Origin of the sequence: uncultured Winogradskyella sp. (assembly GCF_947501905.1) — a bacterium.
Taxonomy (GTDB): Bacteria; Bacteroidota; Bacteroidia; order Flavobacteriales; family Flavobacteriaceae; genus Winogradskyella.
Genome location: NZ_CANMXL010000003.1, coordinates 503,563 through 523,122, shown reverse-complemented (window position 1 = coordinate 523,122; position 19,560 = coordinate 503,563). Strand labels below are relative to the sequence as shown.

Sequence of the window (19,560 nt, the reverse complement as noted above, 5' to 3'; positions counted from 1 at the left end):
CAGTATGGTTTTCGACTTTATAACTTAAATGTAATATTTATTTTTGAAGCCTCTATAAATTACCAAAAACCAACCGTTAATTGTGACGGTTTTATATTTTTGCAGCATGGCAAATAACGATGACAAATTTAAAAAGGTAATCTCCCACGCAAAGGAGTACGGATATGTATTTCAGAGTAGTGAAGTTTACGACGGTTTAAGTGCAGTATACGATTACGCACAAAACGGTGTTGAATTAAAGAAAAATATACGTGACTATTGGTGGAAAGCCATGGTGCAAATGAATGATAATATTGTAGGTATTGATGCTGCGATTTTTATGCATCCTACCACTTGGAAAGCTTCAGGACACGTTGATGCCTTTAATGACCCATTGATTGACAATAAAGATTCTAAAAAGCGTTATCGTGCTGATGTTTTAATCGAAGATTACTGTGCTAAGATTGAAAACAAAATAGAAAAAGAAGTAAAAAAAGCAGCCAAGCGTTTTGGAGATGCTTTTAATAAAGAAGAATTTCTATCAACAAATGGTCGTGTTTTAGGCTACCAGGAAAAGATAAATACTATTCTATCTAGAATGGGGAAATCTTTAGAAAACGAAGATTTAGCAGATGTCAAAGCTTTGATTGAAGAGCTTGAAATTGCAGACCCATTATCAGGAAGCAAAAACTGGACGGATGTTAAGCAATTTAACTTAATGTTTGGCACTAAATTAGGTGCTTCTGCAGATTCTGCCATGGACTTATACCTAAGACCTGAAACAGCGCAAGGTATTTTTGTCAACTTTTTGAACGTGCAAAAAACGGGGCGAATGAAGATTCCGTTTGGTATTGCACAAACAGGAAAAGCCTTTAGAAACGAGATTGTAGCGCGTCAATTTATCTTTAGAATGCGTGAATTTGAACAAATGGAAATGCAATTTTTCATTAAACCTGGCACGCAAGCCGAATGGTTTAAGCATTGGAAAGAACACAGAATGAAGTGGCATCTTTCTCTAGGAATGGGTGAAGACAATTACCGTTTCCATGACCATGAAAAATTAGCCCATTATGCAGATGCCGCTACAGATATTGAGTTTAAATTCCCATTTGGATTTAAAGAATTAGAAGGTATCCACTCACGTACTGATTTTGATTTAAAACAGCACGAAGCGTACTCTGGTAAAAAACTACAATATTTTGACCACGAAGATAATGCCAGCTATACACCTTATGTTTTGGAGACTTCTATTGGTTTAGACCGTATGTTCTTGGCGGTATTCTCAAACGCTTTACAAGAAGAAGAATTAGAAAACAATACCACACGTACTGTTTTAAAATTACCTGCGGTTTTAGCACCAGTTAAAGCAGCTATTTTACCACTCGTTAGAAAAGACGAGGCGCTTGTTAAATTATCTAAAGGCATTATTGATGATTTAAAATGGGACTTTAGTGTAGCATATGACGAAAAAGATGCGGTTGGTCGTCGCTACAGGCGCCAAGATGCTAATGGAACCCCATTTTGTATTACGGTAGATGGTGAAAGTTTAGAGAATAATACCGTAACCATACGCCATAGAGATACGATGGAACAACAACGTGTTAAAATTGAAGATTTAAAATCCATCATCAAAAAAGAAGTAGACGTTAAGGAATGGTTGATGAGGATGTAATAAACAAATCAATTTATAAAAAAAGCACCTAACTTTAAGTTAGGTGCTTTTTATTTATATGCAATATATTCCTAAAAACGATAGCCTAAAGTTATACCTATTTTACCTACAAAATCTATATCTGATTCGTTGGTGGTAAATAAGTTTCTTCCTAAACCAAAACTCAATTCTCCTACAAAACCACCTTTAGTCACCCACTTGCCTCCAAGGCCAATACCTAAAGCAAAATCAGTCACATAATCATCGTTGCTTGTAAATAATTCAGATTCAACTGAATTTAACATCCCAAATCCTTCTAAGAAAAACCCGGCTGCGGGTTTTTTACCAAAATAAAAACGGTAATAAGGTGAAATATAATATTGAATGTCATCTTTGATTTCAGAATCATATGGTAAGAAAATATTAATTCCCAAGCCAGATTCTTCGTTTAGTAAATATTCATAGGTGACATCAAAAGCTCCAACAACAAGAAATAAGCCATTAACTTTGAGTTCGTGACTACCTGAATAAACATCAGATTCTGACTGTTCCTGAGCTTGGATACTAACAAAAGAAATGCATAACAGAATTAAAAAGATTTTTTTCATAATTGATTGAATTGTTTTGTGATTACAACACAAAGATGTCTAATTTTATAAAAGGTTGCGTTAAAGAAATCATATTTTTAAAAATAAGCCTTCAACTGTATAGTACCCGTATGTATGGTCTTAGACGTTTCGGTTTTACGCCCAAAATAATTAAGATTCAAATCTAAAAATTTAGTCAACTTTTTCTGTGCAATTAAACTCCACGTGAAGTTTCGGCCTGGTTGCAACCCTTCTAATATCTGAAACGCCACAGGTGTATTTGCGTTACCTGTATAATCATTTTGAAAATAATTAAATTCACCTGTCAATGCGATTTTCTGGACATTGTTATAGGTAAATGAGAATCCATAGTTGCTTTGCGATAACTCTTCAGAATTGCCTATAGTATTTTTCTTGTTTGTGTATTGGTAAAACACATCGAACTGCGCATTCTCATTAAATATGTATGATAATTTTGGCTGAAACTGTGTCTCATCAATATTAAAATCTCGAGTAGCAAAACTCTCATTAAAACTTCTGGTATTACTCAAACTTCCTTCAGTATTAAGCAACCAACTTTTTGCAAACTTATGATTAAAATTAAACTGATGACTCCTTAATTTACTCTGCTGTGCGCCTATAGATAATAGACTCTGGCTCTTATTTGTGAGATAGGTATAAGATGTGGTATAGCGTTGTTTCCCACGGTTGTAAAACAAGACATTTCTTAAACTAAAATTGAGTCCCAAACGGTTTGGGTCATTATCATTATCATCATTTAAAGCTTCAAACGGATTTAGATTAAAATCACTTCCATTACGACGCAATTTGTTATCCACTAAAAAAGAGGTTTGATTGTAAAAATGTGACCAGAACTTTTTGGATTTATTTTCTGATGAATTCCATTGTTGAGGATTAAACGTTACTGTTTGGCTAAAGCGGTTTTGATGCGTTTGTACAAACACTTGATTAGGCAATAACACTCTGATGTAATTGCCCTGATCTTGAAATTGAGCAACTTCGAATTCGCCTAATTCTTGTATGCCATTTTCGTTATAATCTATCCATGTAAAATTACCTTGACCAGGCTCGACCTCAACAAAAGTAAAATCTTGTTGTGGTAAGGTTCCAGAATTAGTTTCATAACTTGTATTGAGAACCAAAATGTTTTTAAATAATCGTTGATTGTAGTTTAGTCTGCTATTAAGAGATTGCTCATCTTGTGATGTATTATCGTCAGCTTTTAGCGTCCTATAATTAACAAACAACTGTAAGTTACTTGTTTTGTTCTGAATTAAACGCGACTTTAAATAATAGGTGTTTGAGGTATTGACGCGTTGCAAATTATTATTTCTTAAGCTGTCATTAAGCCTATGAATATAACCCAACTCCACAAATACTTTTGTGCTATCACCAATACCTACAAAGGCCTCATAAGAAGTGAATTTCTGACTTAAAGCAGTCAAGTTTCCTGAGGCTTTTTCAGTTTGTTCATTATCTTCAAGAGCAAATTTTACGCCAGCCCATTTATTGTTTTTACCATAAACAACACGATTAAAAGACCTTACAAATTCTGACCTGTTTAATGTCGAGTTATTACTCAGCGCGCTTGATTGCGAATAAATAGTGAAATTACCTAATCGTAAATCTGCATTGAGATTATGTCTATTTCCATTAAAAGCCTCAGAATAATTGAGATGTTCAAAATTATATGCAACTCGCCCTTTTTTATGATGAAATAGTTGAACGCCTGAATTAAAAAGCAATTGATCTCCTAAACTTACATTACCTTGATTGGCATCAGAATTATCCAGATTCCAATCACGCGCAAATTCTGGTCGGTACAAACGTTGCACTGTTCTAAAATTATCTTGTAAATAATCGACATCGGCAATAGCTGAGACATTCCAAGCACTATCTTTTTTTATGAGTTTTTGCTGAATCTTAAACTTTCCCGCAAAACCATCATTATTATCATCGTCAGAGCTAGAGAAAAGGTTCAAATCATTTTTACTACCAGCCAATTCAAAAAATACATTTGTCTTTTCTGTTGGTACATAAGACCCATTTAATGTAGCTATTTGTAATCTTTCTGGTGCTACAAGTTGAATAATGGGCTCAAAATTCCCTTGAGGAATTCCTGCAATTGGTGGCACAAATTCATAAATATTAGCAACTGTACTGTCATTACTCAATACATAATTGCCTTGATTATTTCCCACTAAAGTAAATCGTACACTAAATAACTGGTCATTTGGGTCATTAGAGAACACAAATATTTCTTCAGTACCAAATAACTCTTTACGGTACAAAATCCTGTTTTCAGAAAATGGTTCTTCAACTGCAGAAGGTGCTGTCATTAAACTTCTATCATCTCCTGCTGCTGCTAAAATTTGCACTTGCTCAGTAGATAAATTTTGCTGTAATGGTTGATTTTTAGCATCACTTTCAGAATACACAGAAAGATTCAACTTCAATTTTTCACTTTTGTATTGTCCGCCACCGTAAACCGTAAATCTCGAATAATTACGCTCACTAAACTGATAGTCAACAGTGATTCTCATTTCAGAAGTAATCGGAAATGTAGAATTAAAAATAATTTCGCCAGCGTTATAATCTATAATATAATCTTTGTTTTCTCCACGCTGTAAAGGCACACCATTGACATAAACAGTCTCGCTTCCAGAGACGACTAACACAAACAATTCTCCATTTTGTCCTCGTAATTTATATGGTCCTTGATTACCTTCTTGTGCCGTAAATTGACTAGTCGTAAACTGACCACGCACCAAAGCACCTGAAGCAAAAACTGATGTCTTTTCACTCAAATTGGCATTAACTAACAAACCCTGTACACGCTTACTAAATCCATTAAAGTAACTCGTGTTGTTATTTAAGTCTATATCACCCGCTCGTATGCGCCAATCTTGGCTAAATATTTCAATAAAAATTTGGTCGAACTCATCCAATCGTTGTGAAAATCCACTTTCTTGTAACGGAATATTTGCATCTTGTATCGATGCTCTTAAAGAAACTTTTTCGCTTAATTTTCCAGAAATTTGCAAATCTAATTCGCTATTTAAAACCGAATTTTGATTATTTCCAATAGTTACACCACGAGAAATACTTCCTGATGTGGTTAAACCATCAAAAGGCGTAAAATTATTTGTTCTGTTTGTATTCTGAATTTGAAATAACTTTTGCCGTGCTTTTGTGTTTTTAACAATGATATTATCATCAAGCTGTCTATACGTTTTAGTAATAAATTTTGGGTACTGAAGATATTCAACAACAATTGTATCTGTATTAATTGGTTGCTTAAAACGCAATATGGATTTAGCAAAATTCACAGAATACAAGGTAGAATCTATAATTACACCTGACTTAGTTCTGATTTTAAACAGGTTTGGATTAATACTTACAGAATCAATTTTAATCGAATCTTTAACCGCTATTTTTTTAGTGCGATAATTACTAGACTTGTCCTGTCCTAGGGCAGCAAACGAAATCAGAAAACATAGAAAAGTAATTATTATTCGCATATAGAACAGTAACGCCTTTATTTAAGACATATTTCACAATAAAAAGCATTGTAAAAGTACAGTATTATTTATTTTTGAAATTGAACTAATTCTTCAACATGAAAATAGCATCATACAACGTCAACGGTATTAGAGCCGCATTAAAAAAAGGATTTATAGAATGGTTAACAGCAACTGACCCCGATGTCATATGCTTACAAGAAATAAAGGCTCAAGAAGATCAATTAGATTTAAACGTTTTTGCAGAAGCAGGCTACTCATACAATTATTGGTTTAGTGCGCAAAAAAAAGGCTATAGCGGTGTTGCTATTTTAAGTAAAACGGAACCAAATCATATTGAATTTGGCACAGGAATCGAATCTATGGATTTTGAAGGCCGGAACATTAGAGCAGATTTTGATAATGTATCTGTAATGAGTTTGTACTTACCATCAGGGACAAATGATGCTCGATTGAGTTTTAAGCTCAATTATATGGACGAGTTTCAAGATTATATTAACAGCCTAAGAAAGGACTTTCCAAAACTTATTATCTGTGGCGACTATAACATTTGTCATGAAGAGATTGATATCCATAACCCAAAAATGAAAGGTGTTTCAGGATTTTTACCTGAAGAACGTGAGTGGTTAGGCAACTTTTTGGACAGCGGTCTCGTAGATACATTTAGATACTTAAACCCAGAGTTGCAAAAATATTCGTGGTGGAGTTATAGAGCAAATGCGCGTGCAAATAATAAAGGTTGGCGTTTAGATTACGCCTTAGCAACAAAACCTTTACAAGAAAATTTAAAACGAAGCGTTATACTCACCGAAGCAGTACATAGCGACCATTGTCCTATTATGCTCGAATTAGAATTTTAAATTAAATCATCCCTTAAACCCAAATAGAACATATGATTAAAAAAATTTCAATCTTAGCTTTAAGCCTAACGCTGTTTTCATCTTGTGTATCAAAAAAGATTTACACTGATTTAGAAGACAAATATGCTAATCTTAAAAAAGAACATCGTCAACTCTCTGATGATAATCAATCACTTTCTGAAGCAAAAACAAAGCTCAAAAATGATTTAGACAAACTCCAAAAAGCTTATGATGATGCTGTAAAAGAACGTGACCAATTAACCACAGAATTAGCAGCTTCTAAATCAAATTTAGATAACCTTAAAGCATCTTATAAAGCTTTAGAAGAAAATAGCTCAGCATCAATTGCGGCAAATTCGAAAAAGAATAGAGAATTACTAGCTCAGCTTGAAGCTAAAGAACAAGATTTAGCTACTGAAAGTGACCGATTAAACAAGTTGCAAAAAGAATTAGAGAGTGGCTCTAAACGTGTTGCAGAGTTAGAAACAATTATTGCTAACAAAGATGCAGCAATGACCAAACTAAAAGATGCTATTTCTAAAGCTTTAACTAATTTTGAAGGCAAAGGTTTAACCGTGGAACAACGTGATGGAAAAGTTTACATCTCCATGGAGAACAAACTCCTTTTTAACTCAGGAAGCTGGTCTGTTGGTTCTGAGGGACGTAAAGCGGTACAGCAACTAGGTAGTGTTTTAGCAGATAATCCAGATATAGACATTTTAATCGAAGGACATACAGATAATGTCCCATACAAAGGTAATGCGCAATTAAGTGGCAACTGGGATTTATCGACAAAGCGTGCCACCGCAATTGTAAACATCTTACGTGAAAATGCCTCCATTAATCCTGAAAATTTAACTGCTGCTGGTCGTGGTGAGTATGCGCCAATTGCAAGTAATGATTCTGCCGAAGGCAAAGCAAAAAACAGACGTATCGAAGTGATTTTAACGCCGAAGTTAGATGAGATTTCAAAGCTTTTGAATGATATATGATTTAATAAGTTCGTCTTCGACAAGCTCAGACTGACAGATAGATTCAAATCATAATTATTGGTTACAATGTCATGCTGAGCTTGTCGAAGCATTTCAGCAGAAAACCTTAACATAGATTTAGACCTTTCAAGTTTTACTAACCTGAAAGGTCTTCTTATTTTTGTTAAAATTTTTATTACTACTATGAAATACACCAACCTTCCGAATACAGATATAAACGTTAGTAAAATATGTCTTGGCACCATGACTTGGGGAAATCAAAACACTCAAGACGAAGGTTTTGCTCAAATGGATTTAGCACTAGACAAAGGTGTAAACTTTTTTGATGTCGCCGAATTATATCCTGTCCCAGCAACTGCAGAAACTTATGCTGAGACTGAGCGTATTATCGGAAATTGGTTTGCAAAAACTGGTAACAGAGACAAGGTTGTTTTAGCTAGTAAAATAGCTGGTCCTGGAGATTATACAGCGCACATTAGAACTACAGGATTTAGTAAAGAAGCGCTTAATGAAGCTGTAGACAACAGCTTGAAGCGTTTACAAACTGATTATATAGATTTATACCAATTACACTGGCCAGAACGACAAACAAGATTGTTCGGTGCAAGAGATTATGTACATAATTCTAATGACCCTTGGACAGATAATTTTAATGAAATTCTTCATAATCTTGACGAAATTGTTAAGTCAGGAAAAGTAAGGCAAATCGGTATCTCTAATGAAGGTGCATGGGGCACTATGCGTTATTTAGAGGAATCTAAGCAGAATAACTTACTACGACCAATTACTATACAAAATGCTTACTCATTATTAACCCGAAGTTTTGAAGCTGATTTAGCAGAAATTGCTCATCGAGAGAACATTGGACTTTTAGCCTATTCGCCAATGGCATTTGGAGTACTTTCGGGTAAATATATTAAAGGTACAGCTGCAGATAATGCAAGGTTAAAACTATTCCCGCGTTTTGCAAGATATAGTGGAGAGCAAGCTACTGAAGCTACAAAACGTTACTTAAAAATTGCCGAAGATAATGGTATGAGTTTAGCTCAAATGGCTTTAGCCTTTGTTAATAATCGTCCGTTTTTAACGAGCAATATTATTGGTGCAACCAATTTACAGCAACTAGAAGAAAATATTGATAGCATTAATATTTCATTATCTGACGATGTTATGAAAGCGATTAATGATGTGCATGCAGTAATTCCTAATCCTGCGCCTTAAACTAAATTTTATTAAAGCAAAAAGGCAGAAACTATATTTCTGCCTTTTTTTGTTTGATTAATCTATTAAATGTAATTCACCTTTAGCATCTAGCGCTTTTAGGCTTTTTACTAAATCTAAGGCATCTGGCACCACATCACTACATAAAATAATTAGTGAGCCTTTTTCTGCATTTTTAACAGCATATTTAATCGCTTCTTTTTCCGAAGGTATTATCGTTGTCTTCTTATTTGGGTCTTTACTTTTAATACCGTCATTAAGCATTTTAATTAACTCTTCTTCAGTTTTTCCACGTAGACGCTTGTCCTGCCTAATAATAATTTCATCAAACATTTCAGCAGCTATGCTTCCCATTTCATTATTATCTTCAACACGTCTATCTCCAATACCAGCAATAATCCCGACTTTAACAGTAGATTCTAACTCATCTGTAAATTTTTGTAGCGCTCTCATTCCTGCTGGATTGTGAGCATAATCTAACAAAATATTAAAGTCATTAAACTCAAATAAATTCAAACGACCTGGTGTTTGAGATGCTGATGGAATAAAGGTTTCTAAACCAGCCTTAATATCTTCATTGCTAATTCCTTGAATATTTGCAGCTAATACAGCAGCCAAGACATTCTGTATCATAAATTTGGCCTTACCGCCATAAGTTAATGGAATGTTTTCAGCTTTCATGATACGCATTTTCCATTCCCCTCTACAAATAGTTACAAAACCACTTTCATAGACTGCTGTTATACCATTTAATCTCTGTAATGCTTTAATACGTGGGTTATTTTCATCCATTGAAAATAATGCTACGTTGCAATCTACATTTCGCCTCATATCATAAACTAAATCATCATCCGCATTTAAAATAGCGTAACCATCAGGTAAAACAGTTTCTGGAACTACAGCTTTTACCTTAGCTAATTGCTCTATAGTATTAATACCTTTTAGTCCTAAATGATCTGCTGCTACATTAGTCACTACTGCTATATCACATTTCTTAAACCCTAAACCAGCTCTTAATAAACCACCTCTTGCACATTCTAAAACTGCAAAGTTTACTGTTGGGTCTTTTAGCACAAATTCTGTACTTGCTGGCCCTGTACAGTCTCCTGTCATTAATAACCTATTCTGGATATAAACACCATCGCTGGTTGTATAACCAACACGATAACCTTTCATTTTAGCTATATGCGCTATTAAGCGCGTTGTGGTTGTTTTTCCGTTTGTTCCCGAAGTCGCAATAATTGGAATTCTTCCCGTGTCTCCTTTTTGAGGAAATAATTTATCAATCACAGGCGCAGCAACATTTCTTGGTAAGCCAGTAGTTGGTGCTAGATGCATTCTAAAACCTGGACCTGCGTTAACTTCTAAAACAGCGCCTCCAGTTTCTGATAATGGCTTGGTAATATCAGTCGTCATAACATCAATACCACAAATGTCTAAATCGATAATCTTTGAGATTCGTTCTGCCATACTCACATTAGCAGGATGAACAATATCGGTCACATCTTCTGCTGTACCACCAGTACTTAGGTTAGCTGTATCTTTTAAAATCAACTTTTCACCTTCAGCTATAACCGAATCCAATTTATACCCAGCATCCGCAATAAGTTTTTGTGTCAGCTCATTTGTTGTGATTTGAGTCAAAACCTTTTCATGACCATATCCACGACGAGGATCACTATTTACTTTATCAATTAATTCTTGAATTGTCGATTTTCCATCACCTATTACATGTGCAGGCGTTCTAATTGCGGCTGCGACCAATTTATTATTAATAACTAGTAATCTATAATCCTCACCAGTGATAAATTTTTCAACAATTATAGCGCCACTTCTTGAACTATCTTTTGCATGTCTAAAAGCTACTAATGCATCGTCATAATTTTGAATATCCACGGTAATTCCACGACCATGATTGCCGTCAATTGGTTTTATCACTAGAGGAAATCCCACATATCGGCATGCGTCTTCCAAACTTCTTTCACGACGAATAATATCACCTCTTGGCACTTCAACTTCAGCTTGCTCTAATAAGTATTTTGTATCTTCTTTATCACATGCAAGCTCAACGCCTATACTACTTGTTTCACTTGTAACAGTAGCCTGAATTCGTTTTTGATTGGCCCCATAACCTAATTGACATAATGAATATTTGTTAAGTCTAATCCACGGAATACCTCTAGCTTCAGCTTCGGCGACAATAGAACCAGTACTTGGCCCTAATCGATCAGCTTCGCGAAGTTCTCGCATTTCTTGTATATCTTCAGATAAATCATAATCTTCCCCAGCAATTAAAGCTTCACATATTCTAACAGCAGCTTTAGCGGCATAACGCCCAACCGATTCTTCCATATAGGAAAACACAACATTGTAGACGCCATGCTCACCATAACCTCGTGTTCTTCCAAAACCGGTATCCATGCCTGCCAAAGTTTGAATTTCTAAAGCAATGTGTTCAATAACATGGCCCATCCAAGTGCCGTCATCAACTCGCATAAAAAATCCACCCTCACATCCTTCTGAGCAGCGATGAGAATACATACTAGGAAACATGGCTTTTAATCGTTCTGGGAATCCATCTATTTTATTAGATGGTAATTCCTCCATTTCCTGAAGGTCTAAAACCATTACAATTAACTTATGACGTCTCACAGACCAATAGTTTGGTCCTCGCATTGCATTAATACTTCTTATCTCCATTATGGTTGGGTTTTATTTAGTGAAAGATTATAAATATAGTATTTTTCAATAGAAATTTTGACTTATTTTAGCCCAATATTTTTAGATTAAAATTATGCAGAAAGCAAAAGGGATATTAATACCAATTGGAGGAAATGAAGATAAAGGTATTGAGGCAGATGAAATGTATACCTTAGAGTTTATTGAAGAAGGAATATTGGCGCATGTTGTTAAAGAAGCAGGTGGTATAGATTCTAATATTGTTGTAATCCCAACAGCATCAAGTATTCCTGTTGAAGTTGGCGAAAGTTATTTAACAGCCTTTTCAACTTTGGGATGCAAAAACGTAGAAATTTTAGATATCCGTTCTAAAGAAGACTCGGAAACAAAACACTCAATTGAGCTTATTAGTAAAGCTGATTGTGTGATGTTTTCTGGAGGAAATCAATCTAAAATAACAGACAAAATAGGCAATACCACCATTCATAAAATCTTAGCAAAACGCTACAAAAACGAAGAGGGTTTTGTTATCGCTGGCACTAGTGCTGGCGCTATGGCCATGGCAAACGAAATGATAGCTGGAGGAAGTGCTTCAGAATCGTTTATTAAAGGAGCTGTTTTAATGTATAAGGGTTTAAGTCTTATTCCTGAATTAATTATTGACACACATTTTATCCGTAGAGGAAGATTTGGTCGTGTTGCTGAAGCGGTTGCTCAACATCCAAAACTTATTGGGCTTGGTTTAGCAGAAGACACTGGTTTAATTATTAAGAATAACTGTTTTGAGGTTATTGGCTCAGGTATGGTTATTGTTTTTGATGGCAGAAAAATAAAACATAATAACCATGATATTCTTGAGGAAGGCACACCAATGTCTTTAACCAACTTAAAAACTCATATTCTTTCTAATGGGGATCGTTTTAATATTAAAAAGAAGAAAGTTGAAGTGCTACCAATTGAAGCACCGTTTATTTAATAATTGATAAGGACATTTATTTTAACCATATCTCCTATTAAACTATTCATCGCGCCAAACTTTAACTTAAAGTCTTTTCTACTGATTTGAGTTGATAAGCTAATTTCCCGTTTTGTCTGGGAAATTTGAAACACTATAACTACCTTTCTTGTTTCATTTTTAATAGTCAAATTTCCAATTATTTCTCCAGATGACACTTCGATTTTATTTGACTCGAATTTTATTGTTGGGTGAGATTTTATATTAAAATAAGATTCGCTGACTAAAGTTCTATCCCGAGAATCATCATTAGTAGAAATGCTTTGAACACTTATACTGGCATGTATAGTGTCCAAAACATCATTTTTAAAACTTACCGAACCCTCAAAATCTTGAAATGTGCCATCTACATCTAAAACACCCAAATGCGATACATTAAACCCAACTTTAGATGCATTAGTATGTATTGCGTAAGTCTTTATCTGAGCATTACACATTAAAGAAAGTCCAAAGATGAGATAAAGTGTCAACAAAAGACACCATTTTATATTACTCTGCAATGGCTAAAATTGACAGTGTAACTTTTATATCATTACCCACTAAACTAGTTCCATTAGGTAATTTTCTATCGAATGTCATTCCATAATCTTGGCGATTAATTATTATAGACGCATTAAATGCAATGGATTGTTTTTGTGTAGGTAAATCCATTAATGGTCCTTTAATAGAAAAAGGTAATTCTATTGTTTTTGTAACACCATGTATTGTTAAGTCTCCAACCAAATACATATTACCACCCTTAGATATGGCTTTAGTACTTTTAAATAAAATCTCTGGATAAGTATCGGCATCCAGAAACGCTTTACTTTTTACTGCACTTTCCCCTCCAATATTATTAGCATCATAACTATCCACTTTAATTATAGCATTTGCATTAGTTTTAGGCGCATCAGCTTTATCATAATAAATATTACCTTCAACAGCTTTAAAACGTCCAGACACATCGACTACACCAAAGCGTTCGACATTAATTTGAACATTGCTGTGACCAGCATCAATAACATAGTTTTGAGCATTAATTTCAGAATTACTCAGAAATAATACAGCTAAAAAAGTAAAAAGAATTTTCATAAATTTTGATTTTAAAATTAATACCGTAATAGTAATATTCTAAAATAAAAACCACGACAACCTTTATAAAGGTTGCTCTCTTTTATGAAAATATTAAACTCAAATTCTATCTCTGTATTTTGAAGGTGTCATGCTTTCAAATTTTTTGAAGGCATTTACAAAAGATGTTTTATTATTAAATCCAGAATCAAAGGCAACTTGCAATAAGGTATATTGTGGATGCTCAGATATTATAGCCTTGGCCTCATTAATTCTAAATTGATTTATAAAATCAAAAAACGATGCGTTATAATGCTGATTAATAATTTGCGATAAATGATGCTTACTTATATCTAGCTTTTTAGCTACATGATGTAATCGTAAATCAGGGCTGAGGTATAATTTTTCATCTCTCATTAATTGATTAATTGCTGCTTTGTATTCGGAAATTTTATCAGCTTTCAAAGTACTACCAGAATATTTTCCATTGGTCTCAATGGGTTCCCAATCCGCACGAAAGAACTTGAAACTTACGAAATAAAATAAAACACCTATTGGTAGTACATAGATATAATCGAGATGTCTTCTATAAATATCTGTTACCAATAACACATATAGAAACATTGCAGAGAGCACCAAAAGAATGAGTAATGTTAAATTGAAATATCGTAACCATTTCACCTTAGCATCAATAACAGAATACTCTTTTCTTAAGCCTTTTGAATATAAGCGAACTAGATTTAAATTTTTGAAAAGAAAGAATGCCAAATGCACAAACTGTAAAACAAACACAATAGAATATATCCATTGAATTGTAGCTAGTTGTTTCTCTCTATAATCAAATACCGATAGCATTCCATAATCTATTTGTCGGTCGTTTATCGCTTTATATGAAATTAGAGGAATCACAATAACGAAAATGACAAAAGGTAAAAAGTGAAGTAATTGTTTTTTAGTAAATGACCAGTCAGAGTTTGTAATGGATTTAAAATAAAAATAAGTCAATGGTCCCAACAAAAACCATGACCCATAACGTGTTCCATAAAATATGTTGAGTTGGAAATTTACCTTATTTCTAATGAAGAAAAATTCAATTAAAAACCAAATGAGTACAATGACAATCCAAAGTAAGAAGATATTCCCCTTCTTAACTCGATTTTGCCTATTTGACAAAATAATTGATAATAAAAACAGCCCTTGAAAAGCAACAACAATAATTAATATAGACCAGATATCTAGTATCATCTTATAATTTTAACACCATTTCATATTGATTTACAGAATTCTGCAAACCTGCTAATTCTAGAGCTTCTACTTTACTCACTAACTTATCATCAACATTATTGATTCTGATTTCTGAATTAATAGAATGTATTGCGAAAAATAGATTTTGCCATTGAAAAACTGAATCTTCTAAAACTTCAAACTGAGCGATATATCCACTTTTTGAATTCATTATAAAATACGATTGCAATTTATCCTTAACATGTACTTCATAATATTCATAATTCCCTTTTATTAAGCTCTCTTTTTGATTATCCCAAGAATATAAATTTTGATTTGGAAAGGCATTCCAATTTATATCTTGATGCAATACTTGCTTTAATGTATAATTATTATAAGTTTCTGCTGAAAGTATTCCTTTATAGCACTTAAAATGCTTACATATTTTAAAACCTATACCTTGATAAGACTTAATTGCCTTTACATTTTCGGTTATAACTTCTAGTTGACATTTTGTAACTCCGCTTTTAATTAATTCTGGTATTGCATAATCATAAATAGACTTTACAATTCGTTTTCCTCTATATTCTGGAATCACTCCTGTTCCAGAATTATAAGCTGTTAAATAACCTCGGCGCTCATCAATTGCGTTTATTATAAACCCAACTAATCTATCGCTGTCAAACATTCCATAAGACATATCATATCTTACTCCTGCAGCTTTCCAACGTTCACGATAAAAATCATGATTTGTTGGCATTTTTACAAAATAATTTTCGAATGCAGATAAGAAGCATTCCATAATAATATCAAAGTCCGTATTACCTAAATGCTTAACGACCACTATTTATAGATTGAAATTTCTTCTTTTCCGTTAGATGATTTACAAGCGCGATACATTCCTTCAGTATTAAAAGGCATAGCAATATTGCCTTTAGTATCTACAGCAATAAGACCGCCATCACCATTTATTTCTAATATACGCTTATTAATCACTTCGTTTGATGCGTCTTCTAGAGACAAACCCTTATGCTCCATTAAGCAAGACACATCGTAAGCGACTACACCTCTAATAAAGAATTCTCCACTTCCTGTACAGCTTACTGCACAAGTTTTGTTATTGGCATAATTACCAGCACCAATCATTGGACTGTCTCCTACGCGTCCCCATTTTTTATTGGTCATACCGCCTGTTGAAGTTGCAGCTGCAATATTACCATCTTGATCACAAGCTACTGCGCCAACCGTTCCGAATTTTCCATCCTTTTTTACGCTATGATCTAATTGAAAATTATCACTGTCTTTTATCCCTTGCCATTGCTGATAACGTACCTCATCATAAAAATAATCAGGAGTTTCAACTTCATAACCTTGGTTCTTGGCAAATGTCATAGCGCCTTCTCCTGCCAAAAACACATGATAACTTCTATCCATAACATCTCTTGCTAAGGATACAGGGTTTTTAATTCCTGTGACTAAAGACACAGCTCCTGCATTTAGCGTTTTACCATCCATAATAGCAGCATCCATTTCGTGGGTGCCTTCCGCTGTAAATACTGATCCTTTTCCTGCATTAAACAATGGTGAATCTTCTAATAATTTAACAGCTGCCTCAACAGCTTCAATTGCAGATTTACCATCCTCTAGGATTTTATAACCAGCTTCTCTAGCATTTTTTAAAGCACTTTTATACTCTTGTTCCAATTCTTTAGTCATTAAGCCTTCTACTAAAGTACCAGCACCCCCGTGTATCGCTATTGAAAATGTTTTCATATCTAAAATTTGATTCTGGAAAATTACAAATTGCATTTCAAATAAACCCCTAACTTTTTGTAGTTTTATAGACTTCAAAATTTAATTTCATGTCAGACCAAAAACGTCTCTTTTTAGTTGATGCCTATGCCTTAATTTTTCGCGGGTATTACGCTTTTATAAAAAACCCTAGAATAAACTCTAAAGGTGAAGACACCTCAGCTATTATGGGGTTTATGAATTCCCTTCTAGACGTTATTAAGCGCGAAAGACCTGACCATTTAGCCGTTTGTTTTGACAAAGGTGGTAGTACAGACCGCGTTGAAATGTACCAAGAATACAAAGCTAACAGAGATGAAACTCCTGAAGGTATAAAAACAGCTGTTCCCTACATATATGAAATCCTTAAAGCCATGCATATCCCTATCATGGTAAAAGAAGGTTATGAAGCTGATGACGTTATTGGCACCTTAGCAAAAAAAGCTGAAAAAGAAGGTTATAAAACTTTTATGGTAACACCAGATAAAGATTTTGCACAGTTAGTTTCAGATAATATTTTCATGTATCGCCCAGTGTTTGGTGGTGGTTATGAAACTTGGGGCATTCCTGAAGTACAGAAAAAATTTGAAGTTACTGATCCATTACAAGTCATAGATTACTTAGGCATGATGGGAGATGCTTCTGACAATATTCCAGGATTACCTGGTGTTGGAGACAAAACAGCGAAGAAATTTTTAGCGCAATTTGGTAGCATGGAAGGCTTATTGGCAAATACTGACCAACTCAAAGGGAAAATGAGAGAAAAAGTTGAAGCTAATGGCGAACTTGGTTTGCTTTCAAAAAAATTAGCTACAATTATGCTTGATGTACCCGTTGAATTTGATGCCAAAGATTTTGAACTAGACCATCCAGATGTTGAAAAAGTAAAAGAGATATTTCAGAACTTAGAGTTTAGACGATTGACTGATAATTTTGTAAAAACATTTTCTACAGAAACGCCAACTACAAATAATACTGCTACAACAACCGAAGTAAAAACAGAAATTAAAACTACGCCAAAAGAACAAAAATCTGCTGGAGCTGGTCAATTTTCACTATTTGGTGGTACTTCGACTACGCTCAGCGACCAAAATGATGAAATAGTTTCAGAGTATACAAGAAAAACTGCCGAAACTACTTCGCATTTTTATCAAAGTGTTGCACCTGGCATGGCAACAAAACTATTTGTCAAAAATTTGATGAATCAAAACTCGGTTTGTTTTGACACTGAAACTACTGGCTTAAATCCATTAACTGCAGAGTTGGTTGGTATTGCCTTTTCATGGGAAGTTGGTAAAGGGTTTTACATTCCTTTTCCAGAAAACAAAGATGATGCACAGAATTTAATTGAAGAATTACGTCCTTTCTTTGAAAATGAAAATATTCAGAAAATTGGACAAAATCTTAAATATGATATTAAGGTTTTAGCAAAATATAATATCGACGTTAAAGGCAAACTATTTGACACCATGTTAGCACATTACCTCATTAATCCTGATATGCGCCATAATATGGATGTTCTTGCAGAAACTTACCTCAACTACACACCAATCTCTATCACAGAGCTTATTGGTAAAAAAGGAAAGAATCAACTTTCTATGCGAGATGTCCCTTTAGAAAAACAGACTGAATATGCAGTAGAAGATACTGACATTACGCTTCAACTCAAAGAGCATTTTGAGAAAGAACTTGGTGAGGCTAATACGCAACAATTATTTGATGATATAGAATTGCCTTTACTACGTGTTTTGGCAGACATGGAATTGGAAGGCATCAACTTAGACAAAGACTTTTTAAATTCATTATCAGAAGAATTAAATAACGACATCTCCAATCTTGAAAAAAGAATATATGATGCCGCTGGAGAAGAATTTAATATTGCGTCTCCAAAACAGTTAGGTGTTATTTTATTTGAAAAACTAAAATTGGTAGATAAGCCTAAAAAGACAAAAACAGGGCAGTACTCTACCGCCGAAGATGTATTAAGTTATTTGGCAAAAGACCATCAGATTATTAGAGATGTTTTGGACTTCCGTGGACTTTCAAAATTAAAAAGTACTTATGTCGATGCCTTACCGCTTCAAGTAGAAGAAAGCACCAACCGTGTGCATACAGATTATATGCAAACCGTTGCCGCAACTGGGCGTTTGAGCAGTAATAATCCAAATCTTCAGAACATCCCAATCCGTACAGAACGTGGGCGACAAGTCCGCAAAGCATTTGTCCCAAGAAATGAAGATTATACTTTACTCGCTGCCGATTATGGTCAAATAGAATTAAGAATCATAGCAGCATTAAGCGAAGAGGAAACCATGATTGAAGCCTTTAAACAAGGTGAGGATATTCATGCTTCAACCGCTTCAAGAGTGTTTAATGTGCCAATTAGTGAAGTTTCTCGTGAGCAACGTGGTAATGCCAAAACTGTAAACTTTGGAATTATTTATGGGGTTTCAGCCTTTGGATTAAGCAACCAAACAGATTTATCTCGAAGTGAAGCCAAAGAACTCATTGACACCTATTACGAAACATATCCAAAACTTAAAGCTTATATGAGCAAACAGGTAGATTTTGCTCGTGACAATGGTTATGTGCAGACTGTTTTAGGGCGTCGTCGTTATCTTAAAGATATTAATTCTCGTAACGCTGTTGTTCGTGGTGCGGCAGAACGTAATGCTGTAAATGCGCCTATACAAGGTAGTGCTGCAGACATTATTAAAATTGCCATGATTAATATTCATCAAAAATTAAAAGCTAGTGATTACAAATCTAAAATGTTGTTGCAAGTCCATGATGAATTGGTGTTTGATGTCTACAAACCTGAACTAGAAAACATGAAATCGCTCATTAAAACCGAGATGGAAAATGCTTATAAATTATCTGTTCCGTTAGATATTGAATTAGACATTGGCGATAATTGGTTAGAGGCGCATTAAAACATCATTTTTTTGAAGTAGCTTTGCGCTCTATTT

General features: G+C 34.2%; 14 protein-coding genes. 6 read left to right on the top strand and 8 right to left on the bottom strand.

Annotated features, from left to right (window positions below):
- Positions 1-106: 106 nt before the first annotated feature.
- Positions 107-1,651 carry a glycine--tRNA ligase gene (locus tag Q0770_RS09215; RefSeq protein ID WP_299116217.1) on the top strand — a complete coding sequence of 515 codons (1,545 nt, stop codon included), beginning with the start codon at positions 107-109 and terminating at the stop codon, positions 1,649-1,651.
- 71 nt (positions 1,652-1,722) lie between these two features.
- On the opposite strand, the gene Q0770_RS09210 is transcribed toward Q0770_RS09215, so the two are convergent.
- Positions 1,723-2,238: a DUF3575 domain-containing protein gene (locus Q0770_RS09210; RefSeq protein ID WP_299116215.1), complete on the bottom strand. Its 516-nt coding sequence runs from the start codon at positions 2,236-2,238 to the stop codon at positions 1,723-1,725.
- A gap of 77 nt (positions 2,239-2,315) precedes the next feature.
- A complete protein-coding gene (locus Q0770_RS09205; protein ID WP_299116213.1) occupies positions 2,316-5,759 on the bottom strand; it encodes a hypothetical protein in 3,444 nt (1,147 codons plus the stop codon).
- 98 nt (positions 5,760-5,857) lie between these two features.
- Between Q0770_RS09205 and Q0770_RS09200 the strand changes: the two genes are divergently transcribed.
- From Q0770_RS09200 to Q0770_RS09190, 3 genes are all read left to right on the top strand, one after another.
- Positions 5,858-6,619 (top strand): exodeoxyribonuclease III, encoded by a 762-nt coding sequence (locus Q0770_RS09200; RefSeq protein WP_299116211.1) that lies wholly within the window; start codon positions 5,858-5,860, stop codon positions 6,617-6,619.
- Positions 6,620-6,651: 32 nt separating this feature from the next.
- On the top strand, positions 6,652-7,611 hold the full coding sequence (locus Q0770_RS09195) for an OmpA family protein (protein ID WP_299116209.1): 960 nt from the start codon (positions 6,652-6,654) through the stop codon (positions 7,609-7,611).
- Between the two features lie 183 nt (positions 7,612-7,794).
- Positions 7,795-8,832, top strand: coding sequence for an aldo/keto reductase (locus Q0770_RS09190; protein ID WP_299116207.1), 1,038 nt, complete (start codon positions 7,795-7,797; stop codon positions 8,830-8,832).
- A 57-nt stretch (positions 8,833-8,889) separates the two neighbouring features.
- On the opposite strand, the gene cphA is transcribed toward Q0770_RS09190, so the two are convergent.
- Positions 8,890-11,532, bottom strand: a complete 2,643-nt coding sequence (gene cphA, locus Q0770_RS09185; RefSeq protein ID WP_299116205.1) for a cyanophycin synthetase — start codon at positions 11,530-11,532, stop codon at positions 8,890-8,892.
- Between the two features lie 94 nt (positions 11,533-11,626).
- On the opposite strand from cphA, the gene Q0770_RS09180 reads away from it, so the two are divergent.
- On the top strand, positions 11,627-12,487 hold the full coding sequence (locus tag Q0770_RS09180) for a cyanophycinase (RefSeq protein WP_299116203.1): 861 nt from the start codon (positions 11,627-11,629) through the stop codon (positions 12,485-12,487).
- Here Q0770_RS09180 and Q0770_RS09175 read toward each other — a convergent pair.
- From Q0770_RS09175 to Q0770_RS09155, 5 genes are all read right to left on the bottom strand, one after another.
- Positions 12,484-12,999: a YceI family protein gene (locus Q0770_RS09175; RefSeq protein WP_299116201.1), complete on the bottom strand. Its 516-nt coding sequence runs from the start codon at positions 12,997-12,999 to the stop codon at positions 12,484-12,486. The genes Q0770_RS09180 and Q0770_RS09175 overlap by 4 nt on opposite strands.
- A 16-nt stretch (positions 13,000-13,015) precedes the next feature.
- On the bottom strand, positions 13,016-13,597 hold the full coding sequence (locus Q0770_RS09170; protein WP_299116199.1) for a YceI family protein: 582 nt from the start codon (positions 13,595-13,597) through the stop codon (positions 13,016-13,018).
- A gap of 99 nt (positions 13,598-13,696) precedes the next feature.
- Positions 13,697-14,821, bottom strand: coding sequence for a helix-turn-helix domain-containing protein (locus Q0770_RS09165; RefSeq protein ID WP_299116197.1), 1,125 nt, complete (start codon positions 14,819-14,821; stop codon positions 13,697-13,699).
- A 1-nt stretch (position 14,822) separates the two neighbouring features.
- A complete protein-coding gene (locus tag Q0770_RS09160; RefSeq protein WP_299116195.1) occupies positions 14,823-15,644 on the bottom strand; it encodes a GNAT family N-acetyltransferase in 822 nt (273 codons plus the stop codon).
- Complete coding sequence (locus Q0770_RS09155; RefSeq protein ID WP_299116194.1) at positions 15,644-16,573, bottom strand: isoaspartyl peptidase/L-asparaginase family protein; 930 nt, start codon at positions 16,571-16,573, stop codon at positions 15,644-15,646. The genes Q0770_RS09160 and Q0770_RS09155 overlap by 1 nt, the downstream gene beginning before the upstream one ends.
- Positions 16,574-16,662: 89 nt before the next feature.
- Here Q0770_RS09155 and polA point away from each other — a divergent pair, with 89 nt between their 5' ends.
- Entirely contained in the window at positions 16,663-19,524 is a 2,862-nt protein-coding gene (gene polA / locus Q0770_RS09150) for a DNA polymerase I (RefSeq protein WP_299116193.1), read from the top strand.
- Positions 19,525-19,560: the final 36 nt, after the last annotated feature.